The 23319-nt window shown below is 46.2% G+C and carries 17 protein-coding genes; 4 read left to right on the top strand and 13 right to left on the bottom strand.

What is annotated here, in order from left to right:
* Window positions 1-194 precede the first annotated feature (194 nt).
* The 8 genes from MHN31_RS15490 to MHN31_RS15525 all read right to left on the bottom strand — a co-directional run bounded on the left by MHN31_RS15490 (window position 195) and on the right by MHN31_RS15525 (window position 9942).
* The gene (locus tag MHN31_RS15490) at window positions 195-533 is read right to left on the bottom strand and encodes a hypothetical protein (RefSeq protein WP_239444675.1); all 339 of its coding nucleotides are present in this window, start codon (window positions 531-533) and stop codon (window positions 195-197) included.
* A gap of 120 nt (window positions 534-653) precedes the next feature.
* Entirely contained in the window at window positions 654-1058 is a 405-nt protein-coding gene (locus MHN31_RS15495; RefSeq protein WP_239444676.1) for a hypothetical protein, read from the bottom strand.
* A gap of 305 nt (window positions 1059-1363) precedes the next feature.
* Window positions 1364-4174 (bottom strand): bifunctional aconitate hydratase 2/2-methylisocitrate dehydratase, encoded by a 2811-nt coding sequence (locus MHN31_RS15500; RefSeq protein ID WP_125563645.1) that lies wholly within the window; start codon window positions 4172-4174, stop codon window positions 1364-1366.
* Window positions 4175-4429: 255 nt separating this feature from the next.
* Window positions 4430-6424 (bottom strand): ThiF family adenylyltransferase, encoded by a 1995-nt coding sequence (locus MHN31_RS15505; RefSeq protein ID WP_239444677.1) that lies wholly within the window; start codon window positions 6422-6424, stop codon window positions 4430-4432.
* Between the two features lie 9 nt (window positions 6425-6433).
* Complete coding sequence (locus MHN31_RS15510) at window positions 6434-7183, bottom strand: PEP-CTERM/exosortase system-associated acyltransferase (RefSeq protein WP_239444678.1); 750 nt, start codon at window positions 7181-7183, stop codon at window positions 6434-6436.
* Window positions 7184-7546: 363 nt separating this feature from the next.
* Window positions 7547-8602 carry a succinylglutamate desuccinylase/aspartoacylase family protein gene (locus MHN31_RS15515; RefSeq protein ID WP_239444754.1) on the bottom strand — a complete coding sequence of 352 codons (1056 nt, stop codon included), beginning with the start codon at window positions 8600-8602 and terminating at the stop codon, window positions 7547-7549.
* Window positions 8589-9494, bottom strand: a complete 906-nt coding sequence (rimK, locus tag MHN31_RS15520) for a 30S ribosomal protein S6--L-glutamate ligase (protein ID WP_239444679.1) — start codon at window positions 9492-9494, stop codon at window positions 8589-8591. Before rimK ends, MHN31_RS15515 begins: the two co-directional genes overlap by 14 nt.
* A 1-nt stretch (window position 9495) precedes the next feature.
* Entirely contained in the window at window positions 9496-9942 is a 447-nt protein-coding gene (locus MHN31_RS15525; RefSeq protein ID WP_125563656.1) for an ATP-dependent zinc protease, read from the bottom strand.
* Between the two features lie 339 nt (window positions 9943-10281).
* Between MHN31_RS15525 and MHN31_RS15530 the strand changes: the two genes are divergently transcribed.
* Together MHN31_RS15530 and MHN31_RS15535 are read left to right on the top strand one after the other, a co-directional pair.
* A complete protein-coding gene (locus tag MHN31_RS15530) occupies window positions 10282-12801 on the top strand; it encodes a TonB-dependent receptor (protein ID WP_239444680.1) in 2520 nt (839 codons plus the stop codon).
* 226 nt (window positions 12802-13027) lie between these two features.
* Window positions 13028-13546 (top strand): flagellar protein FlhE, encoded by a 519-nt coding sequence (locus tag MHN31_RS15535; protein ID WP_239444681.1) that lies wholly within the window; start codon window positions 13028-13030, stop codon window positions 13544-13546.
* Between the two features lie 38 nt (window positions 13547-13584).
* Here MHN31_RS15535 and MHN31_RS15540 read toward each other — a convergent pair whose 3' ends face one another.
* The 4 genes from MHN31_RS15540 to MHN31_RS15555 form a co-directional block, all read right to left on the bottom strand.
* Complete coding sequence (locus MHN31_RS15540) at window positions 13585-14052, bottom strand: hypothetical protein (protein WP_125563662.1); 468 nt, start codon at window positions 14050-14052, stop codon at window positions 13585-13587.
* A 239-nt stretch (window positions 14053-14291) separates the two neighbouring features.
* Window positions 14292-15644 carry a M24 family metallopeptidase gene (locus tag MHN31_RS15545; protein WP_239444682.1) on the bottom strand — a complete coding sequence of 451 codons (1353 nt, stop codon included), beginning with the start codon at window positions 15642-15644 and terminating at the stop codon, window positions 14292-14294.
* 346 nt (window positions 15645-15990) lie between these two features.
* A complete protein-coding gene (locus tag MHN31_RS15550) occupies window positions 15991-16971 on the bottom strand; it encodes a hypothetical protein (RefSeq protein WP_239444683.1) in 981 nt (326 codons plus the stop codon).
* Between the two features lie 298 nt (window positions 16972-17269).
* Window positions 17270-17977: a hypothetical protein gene (locus MHN31_RS15555; protein ID WP_239444684.1), complete on the bottom strand. Its 708-nt coding sequence runs from the start codon at window positions 17975-17977 to the stop codon at window positions 17270-17272.
* 351 nt (window positions 17978-18328) lie between these two features.
* On the opposite strand from MHN31_RS15555, the gene MHN31_RS15560 reads away from it, so the two are divergent.
* A complete protein-coding gene (locus MHN31_RS15560; protein ID WP_239444685.1) occupies window positions 18329-19273 on the top strand; it encodes an energy transducer TonB in 945 nt (314 codons plus the stop codon).
* A 142-nt stretch (window positions 19274-19415) separates the two neighbouring features.
* Here the strand turns inward: MHN31_RS15560 and MHN31_RS15565 are convergent, their stop codons facing one another.
* Window positions 19416-20417 carry an FHA domain-containing protein gene (locus MHN31_RS15565; RefSeq protein ID WP_125563675.1) on the bottom strand — a complete coding sequence of 334 codons (1002 nt, stop codon included), beginning with the start codon at window positions 20415-20417 and terminating at the stop codon, window positions 19416-19418.
* Between the two features lie 301 nt (window positions 20418-20718).
* Between MHN31_RS15565 and MHN31_RS15570 the strand changes: the two genes are divergently transcribed.
* Complete coding sequence (locus MHN31_RS15570; protein ID WP_239444686.1) at window positions 20719-23313, top strand: serine/threonine-protein kinase; 2595 nt, start codon at window positions 20719-20721, stop codon at window positions 23311-23313.
* The last annotated feature ends 6 nt before the right edge of the window (window positions 23314-23319 follow it).

Here is a 23319-nt window from a genome sequence, read left to right on the forward strand (position 1 = left end):
TGTTATGACAGGAAAGCAACTGCGCTGGGCTATACGTGAATACGTGCGCTTGATACATCTGCTCGGGAGGCCTCAATTATGAGGGGATCCCCCAGCGCTCCGCATAACGGGCTTTAAAAGTTTTTGGCTATAATAGCGAGCGCAGCGAGTGAAGCCAAACTTTTAAAGTCCATGCGTTGATGCGTTTGTTATGTTTAAGCGCTCGCCAAGTCTAAAGCGACAGTTATCTGAATTTGATGCCTTTTACTAAGCCCAAGCAAGTATTGTTTTAAAGGCGTTTGCTCAAACAGTGGTTTTTGCGTTAAGTCTAATTTACTAGTTTCAACAGTTAATATAAATGTACCAGATATCAACAATATGTATATATCCTCGCATTGCTCTGGAATATGGTTCAGAACATAACTGTTTTTTACTTCATAGCCTGCTTTAACAAGGGTATTGTTTAATGGCTCATCAGAATTGTTTAAGACCCTGTTGGAAGCCATTAATTCTTCCCTATATTTTCGTTCAGCCATACTACCAATTAACTTCAACGAACTTTCCCTTAAACATAACGCCGCAATATACGGCAAATTTTATTGGGTTGATTTTTGCCCGCGAAGCGGGATTGCAAAAAGCGACACCGTAAAATTTGTCCGCATATAATTGCCTTGTTAGGCATAGGCCGCCTCGTACTCTTTTTCAGATAGCTCAATGAGCTGCCAATTAAACCTTGTTGTAACCATTGTGAGTGACATACAGCCGTATAGATGCACCTTCCAAACAGGATCTTTATCGTTTAATCCATCCATTCTATGTTGAACAGCAGGCGTTACTTTACTTTTGATTGTTTCCTTAACGCTTGCTTCTAAAACCATAAACAGATCATTATTTGATGAGTCGTCATCGAACTCTGCATCCATGTACACCACTTGGCCACACTCAAATACTACTTTCCAGAATTTATCGTTTACTGTGCCTTGTACCAATATATCCAGAGTAACTTTCGGATAAGCACTTAAGTCAATACTCATATCAGCATTGTCTAAAAGAGATTCACAGACTTCTTGTAGTTCCATACTCTAGATGCCTAACAGCTTATTAGCGTGAATGCCGGTTAAACCCAGTTCCTAAAACCATGCAGTTCCACAGCTAAATTATTTTATTCATAATAAGAACAATAACCTACCCTATTAAACTTAAATCGGTGTTTCACTTAAATGAGACTTTCAAGCGCGGAAAAATGAGAAATTTGACCTAATAAACAACCGCATTCACCTATACCTGTACAAGCGAACAATAATTAGAAACGGCCCCCACCAATCTCCACCCAACAAAAAAGCGCGTATAAACGCGCTTTTTTCAGTATTTTAATCTGTGAAGATTAAAGTACTTTAACTGGTACCGCTTGCTCTGAACCGAACTTAGTTGTCAGTTCTTCTTCAAGTGGGGTGAACGCAGTCAGATCGATGCCTTCAACTGCGGCCTGGTACTCGTCCATAGTTGGGAAACGACCCAGAATCGTTGAAAGTACTACCAGTGGCGTAGAGCCAAGTAGTGATTCACCTTTCTTCTCGCTAGAATCCGCTACAACACGGCCCTGGAACAGACGCGTAGAAGTTGCGATAACGGTGTCACCTGGTTCCGCTTTTTCCTGGTTACCCATACACAGGTTACATCCAGGACGCTCAAGATACAGAATGTTTTCGTACTTAGTACGTGCAGCCGTCTTCGGGTTTTCATCGTCAAACTCAAAGCCTGCGTACTTAGCCAGTACTTCCCAGTCACCTTCTGCTTTTAGCTCATCAACGATGTTATACGTTGGTGGCGCAACAACCAGTGGTGCTTTGAACTCGATTGAACCGTTTTGCTTCTCAAGGTTACGTAGCATCTGTGCGATGATCTGCATGTCACCTTTGTGAACCATACAAGAACCAACGAAGCCCAGGTCAACTGGCTTGCCATCGTAGAAAGAAACAGGACGGATCACATCGTGCGTGTAACGCTTAGAAACGTCTTCGTTGTTTACATCCGGGTCAGCAATCATTGGTTCAACGATTTCGTCCAGGTTAACAACGACTTCTGCGTAGTACTTAGCATTGTCATCAGGTGCAAGTGCAGGTTGCTCACCAGAATTGATACCCGCGATACGCTCATCAGCCAAATCGATAAGGCCTTGTAACGTCTTCGCTTCGTTCTCCATGCCCTTGTTGATCATGATCTGGATGCGGCTCTTAGCCAGCTCGATTGACTTGATCAACGTTTCATCGTTAGAGATACAGATTGACGCTTTCGCTTTCATCTCTGCAGTCCAGTCAGTGAAAGTGAACGCCTGATCAGCCATCAGAGTACCAATGTGTACTTCGATGATACGGCCCTGGAATACGTTCTCACCGCCGAATTGCTTCAGCATTTGTGCCTGAGTCGCGTGTACCACATCACGGAAGTCCATGTGCTTAGCCATGGCACCTTTGAAGGTTACTTTTACAGACTCTGGAATTGGCATTGCTGATTCACCAGTCGCCAGTGCCAGCGCAACAGTACCTGAGTCAGCACCGAATGCCACACCTTTAGACATACGCGTGTGCGAGTCACCACCGATGATGATAGCGCGGTCATCCACAGTAATGTCGTTCAGTACTTTGTGGATTACGTCTGTCATTGAGTGATAAACCCCTTTCGGGTCACGCGCGGTGATCAGACCAAACTTGTTCATGAACGCCATTAGCTTAGGAATGTTCGCTTGCGCTTTTTTATCCCAAACAGACGCTGTGTGACAGCCTGACTGATATGCGCCGTCTACCAAAGGAGAAATTGTAGAAGCAGCCATGGCTTCCAGCTCCTGAGACGTCATTGGACCTGTGGTGTCCTGAGAACCAACGATGTTCACTTTAACACGAACGTTAGAACCAGCATGAAGTGGTGTGTCAGAAGCAACACCTACTGCGTTACGGTTGAAGATTTTCTCAACCGCAGTCAGACCCTGACCTTCGTGTGAAATTTCTTTTGAAGCTGCGTAAACAACCGGCGCTTCAATACCCAGCGTTTCGGCTGCAAACGTTTGTAGCTTCTTACCGAATACCACAGCGTAAGAACCACCCGCCTTCATGAACTCGACTTTTTGTGGAGTGAATGAAGAAGATACATCAACCAGCTCTTTGTCGCCGTTGTACAGCTTCTGTGCTTTAGTATCGATAGTAAGTACAGTGCCTGTAGCCACTGAGTAAGCTTCTTCCAATACTGGGTCGCCGTTCGCGTCAGTCACTACGTTGCCGTTTTCATCGGTTTTCTTCACCCAGTTTTTAAGGTCAAGACCGATACCACCGGTTACATCAACGGTTGTCAGGAAGATTGGTGCAATACCGTTAGTACCCGCAACAACTGGTGCAATATTGATGAATGGCACGTACGGGCTTGCTTGTGTACCTGCCCAAAGTGCAACGTTGTTCACACCAGACATACGAGAGGAACCTACACCCATAGTGCCTTTTTCAGCAATCAGCATAACTTTTGCATTTGGGTGCTTCTTCTGCAGCTCAACAATTTCTTGCTGTGCTTCAGGGGTGATCATACATTTACCGTGTAGTTCACGGTCAGCACGTGAGTGTGCCTGGTTACCTGGAGAAAGTAAGTCAGTTGAGATATCACCTTCACCGGCAATATAAGTAACAACTTCAATTTTCTCTGCAATATCAGGCAGCTTAGTAAAGAATTCAGCTTTCGCGTAGCTTTCTAAGATGTCTTTTGCAATTGCATTGCCCGCTTTAAACGCCGCTTCTAAACGTGACGTGTCTGCGTCATAAAGGAAAACCTGCGTTTTAAGTACGTCAGCAGCTTGCTTAGCAACCGCTTCGTCGTTGCCCAGTGCAAGGTCAAGTAGTACCGCAATTGAAGGACCGCCTTTCATGTGAGAAAGCAGTTCAAATGCAAAGTCCGCAGAAATTTCAGCTACAGTCTCTTCGCCCAGGATAATTTCTTTTAGGAATTGTGCTTTCACACCAGCTGCGCTGGTTGTGCCCGGAAGCGTGTTGTAGATGAAGAAGTTCAGAGAATCTTCACGGTGCTCATGCCCTGTGTCTTTGATTTGGGCAATAATTTCAGATAGCAGATCAGCGCTATCGATTGGTTTTGGACTCAATCCAAGTTCCGTTTTACGGGTTTGGATTTCTTCCATGTACTCATTATACAAACTCATATAAACCTCGTCAGGCAGTAATACGTGTAGATAGAACCGCGCTATTCTACCCTACTTTGCCGTTTCACGTAATCATTTAACTAAAAAAGCCTGTTTTAACGTCACTTTTCTAGTCGGATTCACATTCAGCGTGAGGCTGCTTTATACCAAACATCATCGCTTAGCAAAAATGAAAATGTGAAATTCCGACTAATTGTCTAGTGCCGACGAGCGCGCGTTTATGCTGCCAAAAACATACACCCCACCAAACGACTCTTAGCTATCTGCAGCATTATCGCTGAGCACCAATGTCGTCAATGAGCGCCTCACGGAGCGGGATATGGGCGGCGCAGTTCTGCCCACTCGACCCATAAAGACCAGGTTTTTATGCTCGGGAATAAAAGACTTATAGAGGCGCTGACATGCCTTTGCCCGCCTGCAAACGGATTGATCGTCTGTAAAAGTCACATCGTTGTCGAGGTAACGGGAGAAAATAACCGGTGTTAACCCCGGCTGTAAGCCAAGCTGCAACGCATCGGTCATTAACCAGAATCGATAAATCGCTCGCCCGGCAGCCAGATAGTCGTTCTGTAACTCAGCCGGATGTGGCGCGCACAGGGTAAAATGTGCACTCGAACAGATCCCTGGGAGCAAATCTAATTGTATTCTGGGTGCGAGCGTACCAAACAGGTATCGATTTAAAAAGGCAACCCGGCTCCACTTTTTGAAGGCCCACTGCATCAGCTGACCCGTACCTTTATCTATGCCCAGCGCTTGCTCTGGTATTTTGCTGTCACTAAATTGCTGGCCCCAATCAATGATCTCCTTATGGACGTGATAGGCCTCCTTCATGGTCAATCGGGTTTTCGCATTTTTAAAGTTCAACCAGGCGCACCGCCATTTTTGCGCCAGGCTCTCATAAAAGTGCAGCTTAAAGCCAACAGGTAAACACTGCTGCAACGCGGCTTTTTCCTCATCCGTCAACGCCCGGGTCCCCATTGGACGGCGCTGAACTGTGCGGGTTTTAACATAGGGAAGCAATGGATCCGGCTTTACGTTACTGTCCAGCTCTAACTCAACCTGATAATGAAACGTATTGGCAAGGCCTGCTGGCGCTTGCGTCTCTGTCTGCTTCACAACCGCTCGGCAATGGTAGCGACTGGCCGCAATATCAATGGCTTCCAATAGCATGCCGTGCGCCAGCTCGCTGGAATGTCCATCCAAATCATATACGCTGTGCTCACTGGTATTACTGGCATAAATGATAAATGTCGTGTCACTGAGCAGTTTAAAACGCCATGGCTGGGTGTTGTCGCCACTGGGTGCCCACTTGGCCAGTTCAATCACTTTTTCCGCCGTCGTCATCGCATTGCTTGCGGGCACGGATCCTGAGGGCTTGGCGTCGTGCCGGGGCGTCTGTAGTTTTTTCCTGATCAGTTTGAACAAAAACTGTTGTAGAGGGTTACGGTTGCCAGCCGGCCGCCATACTTTTTTCATTTTATTGCTGAAGGCATCAAAGTGCAGGCTACGCGGCGCGCAGATAACTGGTCCACGATTAAGCAGTATTTTGGCAACCTGAGCCACTGCCACGCCCGTCGCCAGCTGGCATCCAACCACTGTTGAGGGCCCTTTTTTATTCGCCAGGTCCACAGTTGACGGGTCAACCAGTGCCGATTTCTGCAAATTGGCGGGGGTCAGGCCCAGATAAAACCGAATGTACTGGTCACACTCCGTATATCCCGCAAGGTCAAAGTACTGCTCGAACGACATTTTTCCGGGCAGGAAGTTAATGTATGCAGTCCCCATTCCAATGGGCGCAGCCGTCGTTGCCGGTATGCCCAGGTCATAGCACTGTGCAAACACACGCCGTCTTATATTCAATACAAAGAAATCCAGTGCATCAATATAGCAATCAACATCGGCTAAAAACTCAGTCAGGTTATGCTCGGTCACCCCCTCACTGAACCCTGTGATCTCAATATCAGGGTTGATTTCTCTGGCCATATTGATCATCGTATCGAGCTTTTTTTTACCATAACTTGCGGTCGTTGCACCCACCTGTCGATTGGTGTTTTCACACCCAAACTCGTCAAAATCAGCAAGATTAAACCGTGTGATCCCCAGCCTGACCAACGCCAATAAATGAGACCCTCCTACGCCCCCTAACCCCGCAATGGCCACCTTTTTACGTTTTAAAACCTGTTGCTCTGTGGAGGTCACCCACCCAATGTTTCTGGAAAAAGCCAGATCATAGTCAAAATGCGTATTCATCATCATTCCTTAGGATAATTCACAGGCAAGTTCAGTATTATTTAACTGCTGAGAAAGCCGGCGCTCCACAGCCTGATATAGGTCGCTGAGTACGTCACTGCGAAGCTGCTGCGCCTTAAACTCATGCGTATCAAAGTGATATACCGCTCTGCAACCTCTGTGCTCGATATCTTCACTGAGCCGGGTGAGGGTCAGGCCAAGCATTTTAAGGTGTTTGGTTAGCTTTGAATTGGCCAACAATAAAGTGCCCCGACACTGGTGTGCTTTAGCCAGGGCAATACAACAGAAATACAAGCTGACAGACATAAGCTGAGTATGTTGATGCGTAAGCTGCAGCAAAGTACTTGCCTCACCCCGGCGATAACTGTTGTTATTTTGGCGCCTTACTTCAGGCAGCAATGCCAGCCGGGAGCATTCACTTAACGTACCCGACTGCAACAATGGCAACAACAGGCTCGTTTTTAAATACCCACCGTACTGGTCCTGGCTGGGTAAGGTTAAAGACGAATGAGGCGAAGGAATGATCAATCGAATACACCCGACATATTGCTTGCTGGGCTTATGCTGCAACAAACAATGAATTGAATGATTGTCGTATTCGTCCCGTTCCAGTTGTGTTTGCTGCCTCGCTTCCCAGCTCAGTTCATCACAATAAACTTGATGACGGATATAAAAAACGGCGTCCTTTTGTTTTTGCGACTGCGCGAGCTGTACGTCAAATGTTCGCATGAACTCAGCGCCAACAGACATAGATTCCATATTTTTCCTTTCTAACCTGAGTATTCCAGATAGCTGCACAGTATATGGGCAGCCTTTTTTTTGTACTTGGTAGAAACAACGAAGTTGTGTGGAAAAACGGGGCAAATGAGACCAAGGGAACGGGGTGATTCGTTGTTAATGGCCAGTCAAGGCAGTTCGGTGTGCCTGCTATATTCAAAGGTAGGGCTTAACGCCCAATTCCGCTGAACAGCTTGTGAATTCTCACAACAAATTAAATAAGCTGTGTGTAAAAGCTCAGGTGAAACCAAGGGGGTTGTAAAAAGAGTGCCTGAGACAGTTTCTCTATCTTCGCAAGCACAGGCAGAGAGGTAGCTGGCCAGGCACGCTGGGCCAGCTGTATGATCAGTTGTTTAGTTCTGTGTCGACCGGCTGCTCTTCTAAATCCAGCTCGTCGATAAACTCACCGAGCTGTTGCTCGACTATGGTATTAGCATGGGCAAAATAGGCGATATGAAACACCGCATCGCCTTCGTTCACCAAAGGCAAAGACTGCTGCCCGATAATGATACCGCTGCGTGGCGCCTGTATAGCCACTTCATTGCCCCCCAAAGGGTTGCTGATGTAACCCAGCACCTGCTCTTTATTAACTCGCTCTCCCAGGCCAACCATAGCGCGTACTATTCCGTCAGTATGCGCCCTGACCCAGCTGGTGGAATCTGCTATCACAGGTTCAGGTAGCTTTTTCGAGCGCCTGCCTTTGAGCACCTTAAGCCGCCTTAGCACATTTTCGACGCCTTGCAATCCGGCAGCAATTGCCAGTGGGTCAAAACGCAATGCCTCTCCCCCTTCGTATGTGATCACCGGGATCCCGAGGTTACTGGCCTCACTGCGCAAAGAGCCGTTGCGCAACGTTGCATCTATCACTACGGGCGTACCAAAGGCTTTTGCAATATCTGCCGTTGCTTCGCATTCGAGGTTTGCCCGGATCTGCGGAAGATTTGAGCGGTGTATTGCACCAGTGTGTAAGTCAATAATATGCGTGCACTTGCTGGCTACTCGTTTAAAAAACACGTTGGCCACCCTGGCTGCCAGTGATCCCCGCTCCGAACCGGGAAAGCACCGGTTCAAATCCCGCCTGTCGGGTAAGTAACGAGACTTATGTATAAAACCAAATACATTCACCACTGGCACAGCAATTAACGTGCCTCGCAATGCTTTGGGCTCAACTTTTGTCAGTAACTGACGTACAACCTCTACGCCATTCAGTTCATCGCCATGGATCGCAGCGCATACCATCACCACAGGACCCGCCTCAGCGCCGTTCACCACCTCGATGGGGATCGTAAGCGGAGAATGGGTGTATAGTTTTGCCACCTCCAGCGACAGCGTCTTGCGCTCAGCGACCCCTATTTGTGTGTTTAGTAGTGTAAATACCTGGTTTTTCTTAGCCTTTGCCACGCGTCGCGGTCCTCTTACTGGCTGCATTTTTCTCCATAAATTCTACAATCATACTGGCAATGTCCTTTCCGGTTGCTTTTTCTATGCCTTCAAGGCCTGGCGACGAGTTTACTTCCATCACAAGTGGCCCACGCTCCGAGCGCAGCAGATCGACGCCGGCAACATTTAGCCCCATCGCTTTGGCCGCAGCAACCGCGGTTTTGCGCTCCTCAGGTGTGATCCGAATAAGACTGGCGCTACCGCCACGGTGCAGGTTTGAGCGAAACTCGCCTTCCTGTGCCTGACGCTTCATTGCGGCAATCACTTTATCTCCGATCACAAAACAGCGAATATCCGCGCCACCCGCTTCTTTAATGTATTCCTGCACCATAATGTTGGCTTTCAGACCCATAAAGGCTTCGATCACGCTTTCTGCTGCTTTACGGGTTTCTGCAAGCACCACCCCTATTCCCTGCGTTCCTTCCAGCAGCTTAATCACCACAGGCGCACCACCGACCATATCCAACAAGTCTTTGACGTCATCAGGCTTATTAGCAAACCCAGTAATAGGCATGCCCACGCCTTTACGAGACAACAGCTGCAAAGAGCGCAATTTGTCGCGTGAGCGGGTGATCGCCACAGACTCATTGAGCGGATAAATCCCCATCATTTCGAACTGACGCAACACTGCACAGCCATAAAACGTCACAGATGCACCAATTCTTGGCACCACTGCATCCACCCCAACGATTTTATCGCCTTTGAAGTGAATTTCTGGTTCGTTAGAATTAATGTTCATATAACAACGTAATACGTCCAGCACCACAGGTTCGTGACCGCGTTGCTCAGCCGCTTCAATTAAACGACGCGTTGAGTAGAGATTTTTATTCCGGGATAGAATGGCGATTTTCATTTTAATTCCTTGCTTCAATTCTTTTCTTAGTCAAATAAGAGGCTGCTGGATCAACGCTGATCCGCCCTGCCATTGCTGTGCGCCCCAAAAGCATGCGAAATTTCATGTTATCCCGGTTTGTCAGCGTAATTTCGATGGGCCAGGCCTGGTCCCCTATATGCAGCATTGACTGGATCACATAGCGAGACTCCTGATGGCCACCTGAGTCTGTCACCGTGCGCACATCCAGCACAGGGGCTGTACACACGACTTCATACTCAGTATTTTTTTGTTCCGGATGTATCCAAAACCGCACCCAGGGTGCGCCATCTTGCGTGAACTCTTCAACTTTGAACGCATGTAAGCAAGACGTTCTGGCTCCGGTGTCCACCTTGGCTTTGATGCGGCTTATCCCCAGCTGAGGCAAAGCCAGCCATTCACGCCACCCAACCATCATTAAAGTCGACATGTTTTGCTCCTTGGTAAAAATGCTTTATACCCTTGAGCTTAACCCTAGACCAACGAAATAATTTTATCCAAAGCAGCAAAAAAACTGATTGAACAACGAAAAGTGCATCAACCCGAACCTGATAGCGCTGAGCATCATTCTCCCACCTCTGATTGATGCTTTGTAATCTTATGATCAGCATTTAACGCAATGTAACTAAAAAAGCATAAAAACTTGAGCGGTTATAATTTATAACGAATTCGAATTTCGCATCGAATTTTCCACCTTTAGTATTGCCGTCCTTTTCATGGGCCAGACAACGTAGCCCGTATAGAAATCAACATATAAACAGGAATCTCTATGTTAAGACCGAGTACTCTGGCAGCCAGCATCAGCTTGGTGCTGGGCGCCGCCGCTTCGTTTCAAATTAATGCAGCAGAAAGCCAGGCACCCACAGCCAGTAACACCACAGAAGTGATTGAAGTCACAGGTACTCGCCGCAGCTTGCGCAGTGTTGCTGAAAGCACAGTACCGGTCGATGTGATCAGCATGGATGAAATCACCAGCTCAGGTCAGCTTGAACTGAGCCAGGTTTTGACAACGCTGGTACCCAGTTTTAATTTCCCTAATTCACAACTGGCAGACGGGACAGATCATGCCCGCCCTGCTGTGTTACGCGGGTTGGCACCTGACCATACTTTGGTGCTTATCAATGGTAAGCGCCGCCACGCCAGTGCGCTGCTCAATCTAAACGGGACCGTAGGTCGTGGCTCTACAGCGGTAGACCTCAATACTATTCCAACGGCCGCTATCAAGCGCATCGAAGTTTTGCGTGATGGTGCCGCTGCACAGTACGGCTCAGATGCGATTGCTGGCGTGATCAACATTGTACTAAATGATGCCGACGAAGGTGGCAACCTGTCGGTCACCTACGGTGAATACGATACTCAAATGGCCGGTTCACCTCAGCTGTTGCGCACCTACGAGGATGCTGAAGGCAACCTGGCGTTTGACAAAGGCGCAGATCGCGAGCTGAACGATGGTGGCACAACAACCATCAGCGGCAATATGGGCTTTGCATTGGGCGACAACGGTTTTATCAATGTGGCAGCTGAACTGCGTAACAAGCAGCCGACCAATCGTTCTGGTATCGATGAGCGCGAACAGTATGCCCGGGATGAAAACGGTAAGCTGGATCCACGAGAATTTTCGGCTGAGCGTTATAACCACAGGTTTGGTAAAGCCGACATCGAAGATTTCGCTCTATTCTACAATGCGGGGTACACACTTAACTCCGAGCTGGACCTGTACTCCTTTGGTAGCTTCTCAAGCCGCGATGGTAATTCCGGTGGTTTCTTCCGTCGCCCTCAGGATAGCCGTAACCTGACTGAAGTGTACCCTGATGGCTTCTTGCCGCAAATTAACACCGAAGTACGCGACTACAGTTTCGCAGTCGGTGCCAAAGGTGATGCGGGTGACTGGCAGTACGACGTCAGCACAAACTATGGTCTGAACGACTTCGGCTTTGGCGTATCAAACAGCCTGAACACGTCAATGGGTGCAAGCAGCCCAACAGAATTTGACAACGGTGCTTTGGTCTACAGTCAGCTGTTGGTTAACGCTGAAGCAAAAACCGAGCTGGACTTAGGCCTTTACGATAGTGTGTTTGTGACACTGGGCAGTGAGTATCGCCGCGAAACTTATGAGATCCAGGCCGGTGAATTAGCCTCTTACCAGACCGTTCTGGATGCTAACGGACAACCGGTTGCCGCTGGTGGTGCTCAGGTTCTGGCCGGATTTTCACCAGAAAGTGCGGTTGATGAGTCACGTCATAACATCGCCTTGTTTGCCGAATTGGATACTTACCTGACAACAGACTGGAACCTGGTTCTGGCAGCGCGTTATGAAGATTACAGCGACTTTGGCTCTACACTGACCGGTAAACTTGCAACTCGTTATGTAGTTAATGACCAACTGTCACTGCGTGGTGCCCTGAGCACAGGATTCCGTGCCCCTTCTCTGGCACAGACCTCCTACAAATCAATTGCCACGGTTTTTGAAGACGGTGTACCCAATGAAGTAGGCTTGTATCCGGTAGATACCCCAGCGGCGGCGGCACTTGGCGCACAACCTCTGGAAGCAGAAGAGTCGGTCAACCTGACTACCGGATTCATCTACACCCAGGATGCGTTCAGCCTGACGCTGGATGCATATCGCATTGACATTGATGACCGCATTGTGATGTCAGAAAACCTCAGTGGCGACGCAGTTGAGCAGATCCTGCAACAGGCTGGTGAGTTTAACGTACAGCGTGTGCGCTACTTTACCAATGCCATCGATTCTCGTACTCAGGGCGTAGACATTGTAGCAACCTATCGCTTTGACTTGGCTGATTATGGCAATCTTAACCTGAGTGCAGCGTTGAACCTTAATGACACTGAGGTGACCAATGTGAAAGCGAACCCGGCAGAGCTGGCTGCGCTGGGCGAAAGCTATCAGTATTTTGCTCGTCGTGAAATTGAGCGCTTTGAATCTGGGACACCAGATAATAAATGGAACCTGGTTGCTAACTGGCAGCGTGAGCAGTGGCAGGTCATGGTTAAGGCAACCCGCTACGGCGAGGTCACCGATCCTTCCAGCACAGTTGAAAAAGATGAAGTACTGGATGCCAAATGGATCACCGATCTGGAAGTAGCGTACAAAGTTAATGAGCAATGGCGCGTTGCCCTTGGTGCCAATAACCTGTTTGATCAATATCCACAGGATACCGTCAGCAACATAGGGTTCAGTAACTTTAACCAAATCTTCCCATACTCAGCGTTCTCGGCTTACAGCACCGATGGCCGCTTTGTGTACGGTAAGGTTTCATTTAACTTCTAATTTCGTATCAAACTCCCCTGCGGCTGCACACTCAGCTGTGGGGGTAAACTTTGCAGTTTAGACCCTTATATTTTCCTGCCCAATACTGTTTATCCTGAGACTTTAAAGTATATACCTGCGTTAGGGTTCACTCAAAAAGTTGCTGTTTGACTTGAAGATTACTTTATTGACACAATCAAGAAAAAAAACAAAATACTAACATCTTTACAACAAAAGGAGTTAGTACATGTTTTCAAAAAAACACATATATTCATTATGCTTGGTATCTGCGTCTGTCTTATGGACGAGTGCTTCGGCAGCCACCACTCAACCTGATGACCTGCTTTATCCTTCCATCTCAGTATCTACTGAAGAAATTTCACCGAATAACGTTGAGGGCCCGATTACGATCAATGGCGGTGCCTGGGCCAGTAGTGGTTATGGACCAACATTAAGAAATACGGGCCTTTATTACACGCTGGACCTGCCCGTTGTAGGTTCTGTGCCTTTTGGCTCAAAAATTACGTCAGTTAATTATTCGTGGAGTTACTCATATGTACCGCCAGGCATGTTGGTTTACCTGTGCCTTAATTCAACGAATAATTGTGTCAACGTGAGTACCAGCAAATCAGGTCGACTCACTAACTTCAATGATCAGGCTGCCAACAAGAAATTTATCTTCGCATTTGGTGTCCGTGGCAATGGCAGCGTGCTATCACCGGCCGCTTACGGACAGCGCAGTCAAGTTATCGTCAATTATAATTAGCAATAAGCTATAGGCCTTCAAAAGAAGGCCTATGAACATCACGCATACTCGTTAACACTTAACATGCCTGCTTTTGCCTGATAGTCCATTGGCAGAGCTTTATTAAACGCAATCATTTCGTTATAAATATCAGCATCAGAGGCGCCCTCACCTTTCATACGATTGAACAATGCGATACGTTGCTCAGTCACTTGCTCAGCAATGCGGTCAAACTCGACAGATTGATCGGCCCACTTTTTGTGTGCAACGGGATCAGTCAGTGGTGGCGCCTCGTCGAGGTTTACAGTCATTTTGTTAGGGATAAAAGTGATTGCCTCTGCCATTTCTCTTGCAAATACAGGGTCGGATTCAACATCATCCCGAAAAGAATCCCATGTATGCTTCACGGCCGCGGAGCTGGATTGTGTAGATTGGTTACTGACATCAGCTACCGTGTTGGTAGTCTTAACGGCAGCATACTGCGAGACTGGGTTCACTGCGCTCTGGATAGAGGTATTTAAAATCATAATTCGTCTCCTTGTGAATGTTTTGTTACTTAAGCAAAACCTACGCCACTTCTAAATACCCTTTAAATTTAGAGAATTACCAGGATACATTGCCTGTAGTTGCAAAGAGATGCCGCATTATGGCGTCAAATTGCCGCACCAAACATACCGCTGATTGCCCTGTTGTAATGTGGATATACTCGTATTCCCGGTGATAAAACAAAGCCCGCATAGGCGGGCCTTGTTTAACTGGTTAAACGCTATCGAATAAGATGCCATTGCGTTTGTCGACCAGCCAGATACCAAACTTGCTTACCATCAAATACCGCATCTTGCTCCAGCTTGATTTGGATCCATTGATCATCCCATTCCGGTAACTGGGTTTTAATATTACCTTCAATGGCATAGACAGTATTTGGGTGGAGTTTCCAATCCCCCTGTACAGGCGTTGGCCCCTGATTGTCCCACATGCCGATGGTTGGTCCCGGCGCATGACCCACAAATCCTAACGGATGGGTATAGGTGCTGCTCACGATCCCTGCCGCCTCACTTTGTTTGATGGTATTGGCTAGGATCTCATTGCCCGTTAAGCCAGTTTTAAAGTTACTGGTTAAAATATCCTGCCAGCGATTACCCATCGCCATTGCCTGTTTGAGACCCTTCGGCACATCCGTTTCGTGCAATTTAAGTACATAGCCCATTTCTTGTGTATCGGTACATTGATTGAGGTAACAAATCCCCACATCGGTGTGAATGATATCTCCTGGCAAAATGGTGCGATTATATTCGCCTATGAAAACGTCTTGTTTGGTGGTTTTATCACCCTGCCTCTGAATATTTACATATGGTTGAAACCAGGGTCTGAGCTGAAGTTCTTCGAAACGTTCGCGTAAATACCATTCAACATCTTTGGTGGTGGTTACACCGGGTGTGATCACCTTATTAGAGAATGCTTCAGCAATGACACGTCGTGCCAATGTTACGGCCTGAGGGTATACGTTAAGCTCTTTTTGACTACGCGTCTCAAGCCAACGGATCACCAAATCTTCAGCGTTTACCAATCGCTCCTGGTATTTACCGGGTAATACCTTCAATAGTTGCTGATGTAGCCCCACGCTCAGACCGTCAGCCAGTGCCCAGTCTTCGCTTACGTTAATACCGATGCGTTTTGGATCACGCTCAGCAATGACTTCAGCCAGGCGCTGCCATTGTTGCGCTTTTGTGCCACCTTTCCACACCGTCGGGTACAGGTCCCCGATGGGGTAACGACTGACACTAAATCGCTCAACGCTGCCATCAGCTTGCTTTGAGAAAACCAACAAAGTCGTACGCCGCGCCGCAAACGTAGGTTGTGGTACAAGCGTATAAAACAGCTTGTCCTCTCCATACTCTCGATTAATCACCAGCCACATATCCAGGTCAGCTTCTTGCATCAGCTTAGGGAGTAAATTATCCAGTCGGTCTGTCACCATGTCATTAATGGGCTGAACACGCTCTCGGAATGACAATACATCAGGCAACTCAGCTATCTGCCTGCCCTGCGTATATTCTTCTGCCAGAGAAGGCATGCTCATCCCGCATAAGGTCAAAAATAATCCAATAATTCTCTGCATAATTGTCCTGCTATTTGTTGATAGTGTTTCTGGCAGCTACTGGCTGAGCCAAATAACAACCTGTTTTTAGTTGTAATCAGCAATCAATCATATTGCAGCATCAAGAGGCCATCAAACGAATCAGGACGAATGCATAGTAAAGGGAATAGCGCATTATCATCCTCTATGCCTGTAATTATGTGCAGAAAATTTCGTTACAATTATGAGTTTGGTGGAATCATTGGTTGTTACTGCGCTAGCTGGTATTCGTAAATACGCGTCTTTGACTTTAAGATTTAAGACAGAAACTTGTTGTCGAGGTGTACGAGCAGTAATCTGTCCGCTCGTACTTCAAGCCAAGTTGCGGTTAATTATTAACCGGATCACACCAGCGGTGCCCATTCATTTCTGTGCATTTTACAATTTTGGGGGTGTCTTTTACTGTTAACTGAAACTTGTTGTTTAAGTTAATGCTAGCCTGACCCAAAATGATAGTGTTGAAGCTTGTTTGGCCATTGAAATCATGAAAAAGCTGCCTTTTAGTCCTGTCAATGGTGAGCTCTATATGCGCACCACGAATTAATTCAGCAAATTCATCTTTCAACTTAACAGCGTAATCCTCACCACCAATAACATAAACCCCAGTTGGAATCGCCTGGTCCAGCCCAAATATAGTCTTCTGATACTGATTTATTCGACTACTTAACGCGGCCTGGATCTTTGATTCAGCAGTGATTTCAATCTTATCCTCCAATTTATTCGTTAAAATTGCATTGAAGCCAGGAATGAAGTCGAACACAGAGTCAACATCTATCGAAACGTTAATATCAAAACCCGGATTTAACCTGAGTCCACTGATTACGCCGGTATTAACGTTATAATTACCGCTCAAATTCAATACATTGCTAGAAACAATTATTTTTCCTTTTGCATACCAACTCTTTTTAATTTTAGCTAAGGCATAAACGCTAAAACCGCCAACAGTCGCTGTTACATCGCCATTTGGCTGGCCGCGAAGACTCACTTTGAAAGGGCCTTGTATTTTAAAATCGAATCCATACAGGCTAGCCTTACCTGAAATAGCAGCGGTTACCTCATTTTTAATTTGGGTATACATTTCATCTTCTACCGCTCTCAATTGTTTGATCTTTTCAGTTGCTTTCAGCAAGCCCATGTGCTGTTTGCTATAAGTAACATTTTGCCCATGCCGCCGGTAGGTAAATTCACCAGTCGCATTCCACTGCTCTACATATTCATATTCCTCATAGATATCGAAAGCGTTGGCTTGTCCAAAAAATGCAAACGAGGCTATAACTGCAAGTATCCATAAATTAATGTGTCTATTCACGATTTACTCCTTTATACAATTGAATTCATTATTGCTTTGCCATTACACCTCCTATTCAAAACCGCTAAATAACAGATATAAATGGCGCGACAAGAATACGCTCCAACCCGACCAAAAGCAAACGAAAATCATTTTTATTTGCATTAAAAGAGAGTGGAAACTAACAAAATATCTTTGTCCAAAAGATATAAGGTGGGATTGATTAAATTTCTGGCTATTGAAAAAATGAGAGAAGTATCAGGTGATAAAAGTGACGTGATGACCTTTGCAATCGCAAAGGCCTTAGCAAACAGAAAAGTTACTTAGCCTCGTTTAAAATTTGCAAATTATCGGTAACGCCTTTGGCCATTGGCACAAGGAAAATTTGTGCTTCCTTGAGGCGCTCAGTTGGTACGCCAAGAATATATTGGTCGCCAAACTTATACACTTCTTGTGACTCATAGCGGCTTGTTTGACGCCAGAACAGCTCTCCCTTTTCATTGTAGCCATCAATTTGCAGGATAATTTCTGGCCTTAGCTCAATAAAGTTGGCGTTTAGCTCTTGTGCGCCAACCGCCAAGTCCGAGCGCTCAGTATAATAAATGGTCACAAACAAGTTAAGATAAGCACCATCAACCAGTGGATAATCATACTCAACGCTTAACAGCTCGTTATTGTCACCGTATTGCATGCTCACTTCAGACTCTGTAACAGGGTTCAGTGGCAGTGCAGCACGCTGGCGAATGCCATCAACCAGAGTCGTTTCAAAAGTATGTAACTGCTCCATCAACTCATTTCTCTGAGCCGGGTCAAACATGTTCAGGATCTCCTGCACGCCCTTAATGGCTGTGGTTAACTCTGAATAATCACCAGACAGGTTTTGATCTGTATCTCTGATCGGTGCCAGCTCTACCTGCAATGTGCGTATATTGATATTGCCCTGATAATCATGCGTCAGCGGTTTACTGGCACACCCAGCGACTAAAATCATCAAACCCAATAAAAAGAAATGTGTTAACGTTCTCATATTGCTCTTTTGTTTAATCTACTTTGCTCTCAATCAGCAACTGTACTCACGGCGTCCACTGTAAACAGGTTTCTGCCGCCACTCCTATTCTCCCCCGTTGAGCAAGCGAGAATATCCATTTTCGCGCAATAATAACCTATAGCTCACTTCTGGCAATAGTGTCTTAATGTATTCCAATTGTAAAAATACGTAGATTGGCGAATAGTTGAGTGTCAACTTACTGATATGAAGATGTCGCGGGCCTGAAATAACCGAATCGTGTATTTGTCCACTTTGTACGCAAAGTTGGAAACTCACCGGCCAGATGCTGCCATATGATATAATCTGACCTGAGCAACTGGGATAATTAACATGAAAATGAAATTACTTTATCTACAACTCGCAGCACTTATTGCACTGAGCGGCTGCCACTCTTCCGGTCAACCTCATCGGACCACGGCGAATGCAATCGGGCACTGCAACCCCCTAACCTATCAGTGCCATCAACAACGTAAAAACAGCCCAATCAGCAAATCAATTCAGGCCAAGCTTGAGCGGGCTAATACACTGAGCCGTTCAGGTAAAATACTCCCTGCAATAGAACTTTTAGAGGGCCTAACCCCAGGTACTAAGGCTGAGACTGCTGCAATAAACTATCAACTTGCGCTGGTGCACGATCGTAACCAAATGGACCATATGGTGGTGTATTACGCACAAGCCGCGCTGTCCGGGCAACATTTGGACTCAGAAAAACACGCGACACTGTTACGCCTTGAACTTCTCAGATTATTTAGACTGGGATATTTTGATGAAGCTAAAAGTAAGATCGGCGCCTATTACACATATATGGGGATAACAGCAGACAAATATCTTGATCCGGTGTTGCTTTATATTGCCTTACAGCAGGACGATAAAGCGGCAATGAGTGCACTCAGAGAAAAAATGAATAAAAGCTCACAAAAGTCAGATGTCTACGCCAGTTTTGTCGCACTCACCTCAGTGAAGATAGAGCAAGCGAAACAACCTAGGTTTTCTTTGCCCAAGGAGCCCGTTGTTAAATATCAGGTGCCATACGACTATCCGAGAGAAGCAGCTTACCAGAGAATTGAAGGCCATATATCGCTACAATTTGATATCGATAGTCAGGGAAAGCCCGTAAACATTACGGTCTTAAGATCAAGCCCTACAGGCGTTTTTGACCAGGCTGGGATTGATGCATTAACGCAATGGCGGTACCTTGTCAATCTGGACACGAATGGCAAAGTGATCGAAGGCCAGGCACTTAACATTGAATTTCGGTGGGGCCTGAACTATTAACCATTTGCCCGCTCACAAACCAGGACAGACCTTATAACCGGCTCAATTTAATTACGTGATGATACCCAGCCAAGACAGGATAAGTCCGAAAACGATTTGGGCTTATCCTGACTACTAGGTCGCAACAAAACAAAGTATTTCGCTAACCTACCATTAGCTCATCATGCTGTTGATATAAGGTAGACGCTTCAAGCTGCTGACCTTTGACAATGCTGAAATGCCTGCCACCAAAACGAACTCTCCCCCGCTTGCGTTCAATGAGAGACTCAGCCATAGATTTATCTTTCATACGATCAACAAACTGTTTGCGCGCACGATGGATCTGGATATTGATATGACTCTCTGTCAGTCCCAAATCACGCGACAGTTGCTTCACCGACACCCATCCCTGCGAAGCATCATCGACTTGATGTTGCATATCTTTTACCCGGTAACGCGCCAACAGTGCGGTCAGATAATGGTGTGTCCGGGTTTCAAAATCGACTTTCTCTTGCGCTTGCTTCACCTGTAATTCGGCGTACTCCTCATCCTGGCTCAGTGTAAATAAGTATTCCAAATCGGCTGGATCCGTTTCAGTTACTTCCGCTGTACACTCCTGCTGACTTGCTCGTGTCTGGATCAAACTCCAAACCTGTTGCGCAAACCGCAGTTGCTCACCATCGGTAATACTAACGGGATGTTCAGAGCCGACCTCCTCATAACACCAGGATTGCTCCGTACTGTTGAAATACACTATCAGCTCGGGATCCGATTCACTCGGTAGCAAATGATAGTTTTCCAACTGAATCACCGGCTCTTGTCCATCGACAAGCTCATCATGACTATATGGCACCAGCAAATCTTCAGGTGGTGCTAAGTCTGTGACACAGAAACTGTGACAACTTGAGTCGGAAAACCGAATTTCGTCATTGATGTTTAATGCAACATCCTGATTGTAAGGCACCCTGACATCATTTAACCAGGTGCCATTACGACTCAAATCACGTAAAAACCAGTAGCCCTGTTGCCATTCAATAACGGCATGGATCCGCGAAATAGCCAATTCATCAAAGCAGCTATCCACGGAGTGTTTGAGTCGCCCAAATCGATGAAATGACTTTAAATATAAATACTTAGATTGCTGTTTATGCTTTAACGTGGCCATAGTCGCTCCTCGATAACGGCTCTGGGAGGCTGTCACACAATGTGTTGTGCCAAATCCCAGTTTACTGTCCCTTCATAAGCATAACACCGTTTACTGAAAACACAGATTTCACCACATTACACCTAAGTATTGTCATATTCAAAACAGTCGCGACTAGCCTCTGAGCGGATAAGCTGGCATTTGATTTGCTTAAACGTTACTATGACAATTCGGTACATATGGCACTGTTCAAGGCCACTTTCCCGGCACAAGAAATACGTTTAACGCGTTGCCATCCGTAAGGCACAAGATAATAGATAACATGGATAAATCGCACCAACCTTCACACACAACGCAGTCAGCGGATCACAATATCAGAGTCCAGCAAGCTGACTTACCCGAACATTATCATGTTATAAAAGTGTTAGGGGAAGGAGGGATGGGCGAAGTATTACTCGCAGAAGATACCCGACTCAACCGCCAGGTTGCTATCAAGCGACTTAAGATGCATGGCACAGGCGAAGATATCTCTGTCGCAATTGCAGAGGCACAGATCCTCGCAAGATTAAATCACACTCACATCGTTCAGCTTTACGATATAATAACTACGCCCTCACAGGTCTTCCTGATTATGGAGTACGTTGATGGCAACACTTTACTTTTTCACCAGAAAACTCACATACTGAGCCTCGAGCAAAAGCTCACACTACTGATACAAATCGCCAATGGTGTTGCAGCGGCCCATCAATGTGGTGTGATCCACTGTGACCTTAAGCCGTCAAATATCCTGCTCGATACAAATCAGCAAGTTAAAATCACGGACTTTGGCATTGCACGTCTCACTCAGGCACATGAAGATGAACATACTGCCAAAGTGCATCAAAGCCATGGCAGTATACTGGCAATTTCACCCGAACAGTTACGAGGAGATACCCTGACTCCTCAATCGGATTTATTTTCTTTTGGCGTATTAGCGTATGAACTTATCAGTGGACGCCATCCATTTGGCAAAACCAATATACGTGGACGTATTTTAACGGGTGAGTATGACAACGCCGATGAGATCATTCCAGCTCTGCCTGAGCCGCTTTGCTGTTTGTTGAACCAACTGCTTTCAACCTCCCCCAAAGAGCGCCCGGCGGATGCAAGGCAAATAGCCAAGCGTCTTGAACACATTCTGATAGCACTCACACAAAATGCGATATTGGAACAAGAAACAGTGCCTCTGCACGCTGCACCTGAACAGCAAAACAAGGCACCTAAGATAAGTTGGTACACGAATCGTCGCGTCGTATTTTTGGCTTCGTTTTGCATCATGGTGTTTACGCTCATCACCTTTTTCCTGACCTGGAATAGCTCGGAGCGCACAGATACCACCCGTTATATTGCGGTGCTAAAGCCACCGCAAAAAAATGTAGTGAGTGCAACGATCAATCAAGCTATCAGACAATACATTTTGCAAAATGAAGGACTGGAACTGGTGGTTTATAACCATGAGGCCTATTCCAGTCTACAGGAAGTGGCTAGCGCTACAGGTGCCACTGATATCATTACCAGTGAAATAGACTGCTCTGATGCCAGCTGCGAAGTCACATTCAGCAGGTTATACGGCGACAAGTGGACGGTTCAGCAGCAAATATCCTGGCCCATGCCAGCCAATACACACCTGAATAATTTTTATACGGCTCAGCAACATGCCGCAAAGCTATTTGGGGAAATTGCACCAAAAAAAGTGCAGCGCTGGAAAATAAACCAAAAAGAATATCTGGATTATCTTGCCATATATGAAGATGTTAACACCAACGGGGCTTACAACATCGATAGCCTCAACAGGCTGGAAGCGCTTTTAACTGACGCCCCAGAACTTTCTGCCGCGTATACTCTGCTGGTCGATGTTGGATTAAATATTTATCATCAAAGTAAAGATGACGCGATACTGGCTCGGTTAAGCATGAAGCTTAATAACGCACCCATAAGCTATAAACAAAGTGTACTTTTTCAAAGAGAAATGATGCTTCTGGCGTTGGAAAAAAATGATATGCAAGCCTTTGACATACACTACGAAAAAGCCACAGCCAGGTCGCTAAGTGACTATGACGCGCAAATTATTTTAGCTCGTAAAGCAAAAAAACAAGGCGCACTCGATCAGTCTATTGAGCACCTTGAGAAGGCGCTTTCTTTGCGCAGTAGCACCTTTGTGATGTTTAACCTTGCCAATGACCTGTATTTAAATAGTCAGTTTGAACGTGCTATCTCCCTGTTGAATGAGATTATTGAAATCACACCCGATGACTACCTGGCTAACCAACTACTTGCTGACATCTTTATGATACAGGGGCAACTGGACAAAGCCATCACACGATATCAAGTCGTCGTGCAAAAAGATCCTCAACCAATGGATTTGAATATGCTGGCATTGACCCTGATGCTAGATCAACAATACCCGGCAGCGCTGGAAGTAGCCAGATCTTTGCCTGATGTCGAAAATAATACCTTGTTTTTACTGAACCTTGCGGACATAGAAAAGCTAAATGGCAATATGCAGGAAGCAACTCAACATTATCAACGTGTCATCCATTTAAATGCAGATCAGCACTCAATGTATGAATTACTCGACAGAGCGCAAGCTCATGCCCAACTGGGTCAATTTGAGCAAGCTATCAGCACCTTAAATCGTGCAATTAAGCTTTCCCCTGACAACAGTGAATATGCTTTCACGGCAGCGCTGGTTTACGCCTTGGCCAATGAACAAACGTCTGCAATCGTTCATGCCAAAGCCGCATTAGAAGTGGGTTATGGCACAGTTTGGTTTAATTTACCCTGGTTTAGGTCTTTGTGCGGTAATCCAGGCTTTCTCGCATTATTGACACAAGAAAGCCCGCTATGCAGAACTAGCCCTCAACCTTCAGAAGTTTGATGCTGT

This window comes from Pseudoalteromonas sp. McH1-42, assembly GCF_022347845.1.
GTDB lineage: Bacteria > Pseudomonadota > Gammaproteobacteria > Enterobacterales > Alteromonadaceae > Pseudoalteromonas > Pseudoalteromonas rubra_D.

Coding starts and splice junctions, on each gene's coding strand:
- MHN31_RS15500 (WP_125563645.1), bottom strand. CDS start 4,174: ATGAGTTTGTATAATGAGTACATGGAAGAAATCCAAACCCGTAAAACG.
- MHN31_RS15565 (WP_125563675.1), bottom strand. CDS start 20,417: ATGGCCACGTTAAAGCATAAACAGCAATCTAAGTATTTATATTTAAAG.
- MHN31_RS15570 (WP_239444686.1), top strand. CDS start 20,719: ATGGATAAATCGCACCAACCTTCACACACAACGCAGTCAGCGGATCAC.
- MHN31_RS15555 (WP_239444684.1), bottom strand. CDS start 17,977: ATGAGAACGTTAACACATTTCTTTTTATTGGGTTTGATGATTTTAGTC.
- MHN31_RS15505 (WP_239444677.1), bottom strand. CDS start 6,424: ATGAATACGCATTTTGACTATGATCTGGCTTTTTCCAGAAACATTGGG.
- MHN31_RS15525 (WP_125563656.1), bottom strand. CDS start 9,942: ATGTCGACTTTAATGATGGTTGGGTGGCGTGAATGGCTGGCTTTGCCT.
- MHN31_RS15495 (WP_239444676.1), bottom strand. CDS start 1,058: ATGGAACTACAAGAAGTCTGTGAATCTCTTTTAGACAATGCTGATATG.
- rimK (WP_239444679.1), bottom strand. CDS start 9,494: ATGAAAATCGCCATTCTATCCCGGAATAAAAATCTCTACTCAACGCGT.
- MHN31_RS15560 (WP_239444685.1), top strand. CDS start 18,329: ATGAAAATGAAATTACTTTATCTACAACTCGCAGCACTTATTGCACTG.
- MHN31_RS15535 (WP_239444681.1), top strand. CDS start 13,028: ATGTTTTCAAAAAAACACATATATTCATTATGCTTGGTATCTGCGTCT.
- MHN31_RS15540 (WP_125563662.1), bottom strand. CDS start 14,052: ATGATTTTAAATACCTCTATCCAGAGCGCAGTGAACCCAGTCTCGCAG.
- MHN31_RS15530 (WP_239444680.1), top strand. CDS start 10,282: ATGTTAAGACCGAGTACTCTGGCAGCCAGCATCAGCTTGGTGCTGGGC.
- MHN31_RS15510 (WP_239444678.1), bottom strand. CDS start 7,183: ATGGAATCTATGTCTGTTGGCGCTGAGTTCATGCGAACATTTGACGTA.
- MHN31_RS15545 (WP_239444682.1), bottom strand. CDS start 15,644: ATGCAGAGAATTATTGGATTATTTTTGACCTTATGCGGGATGAGCATG.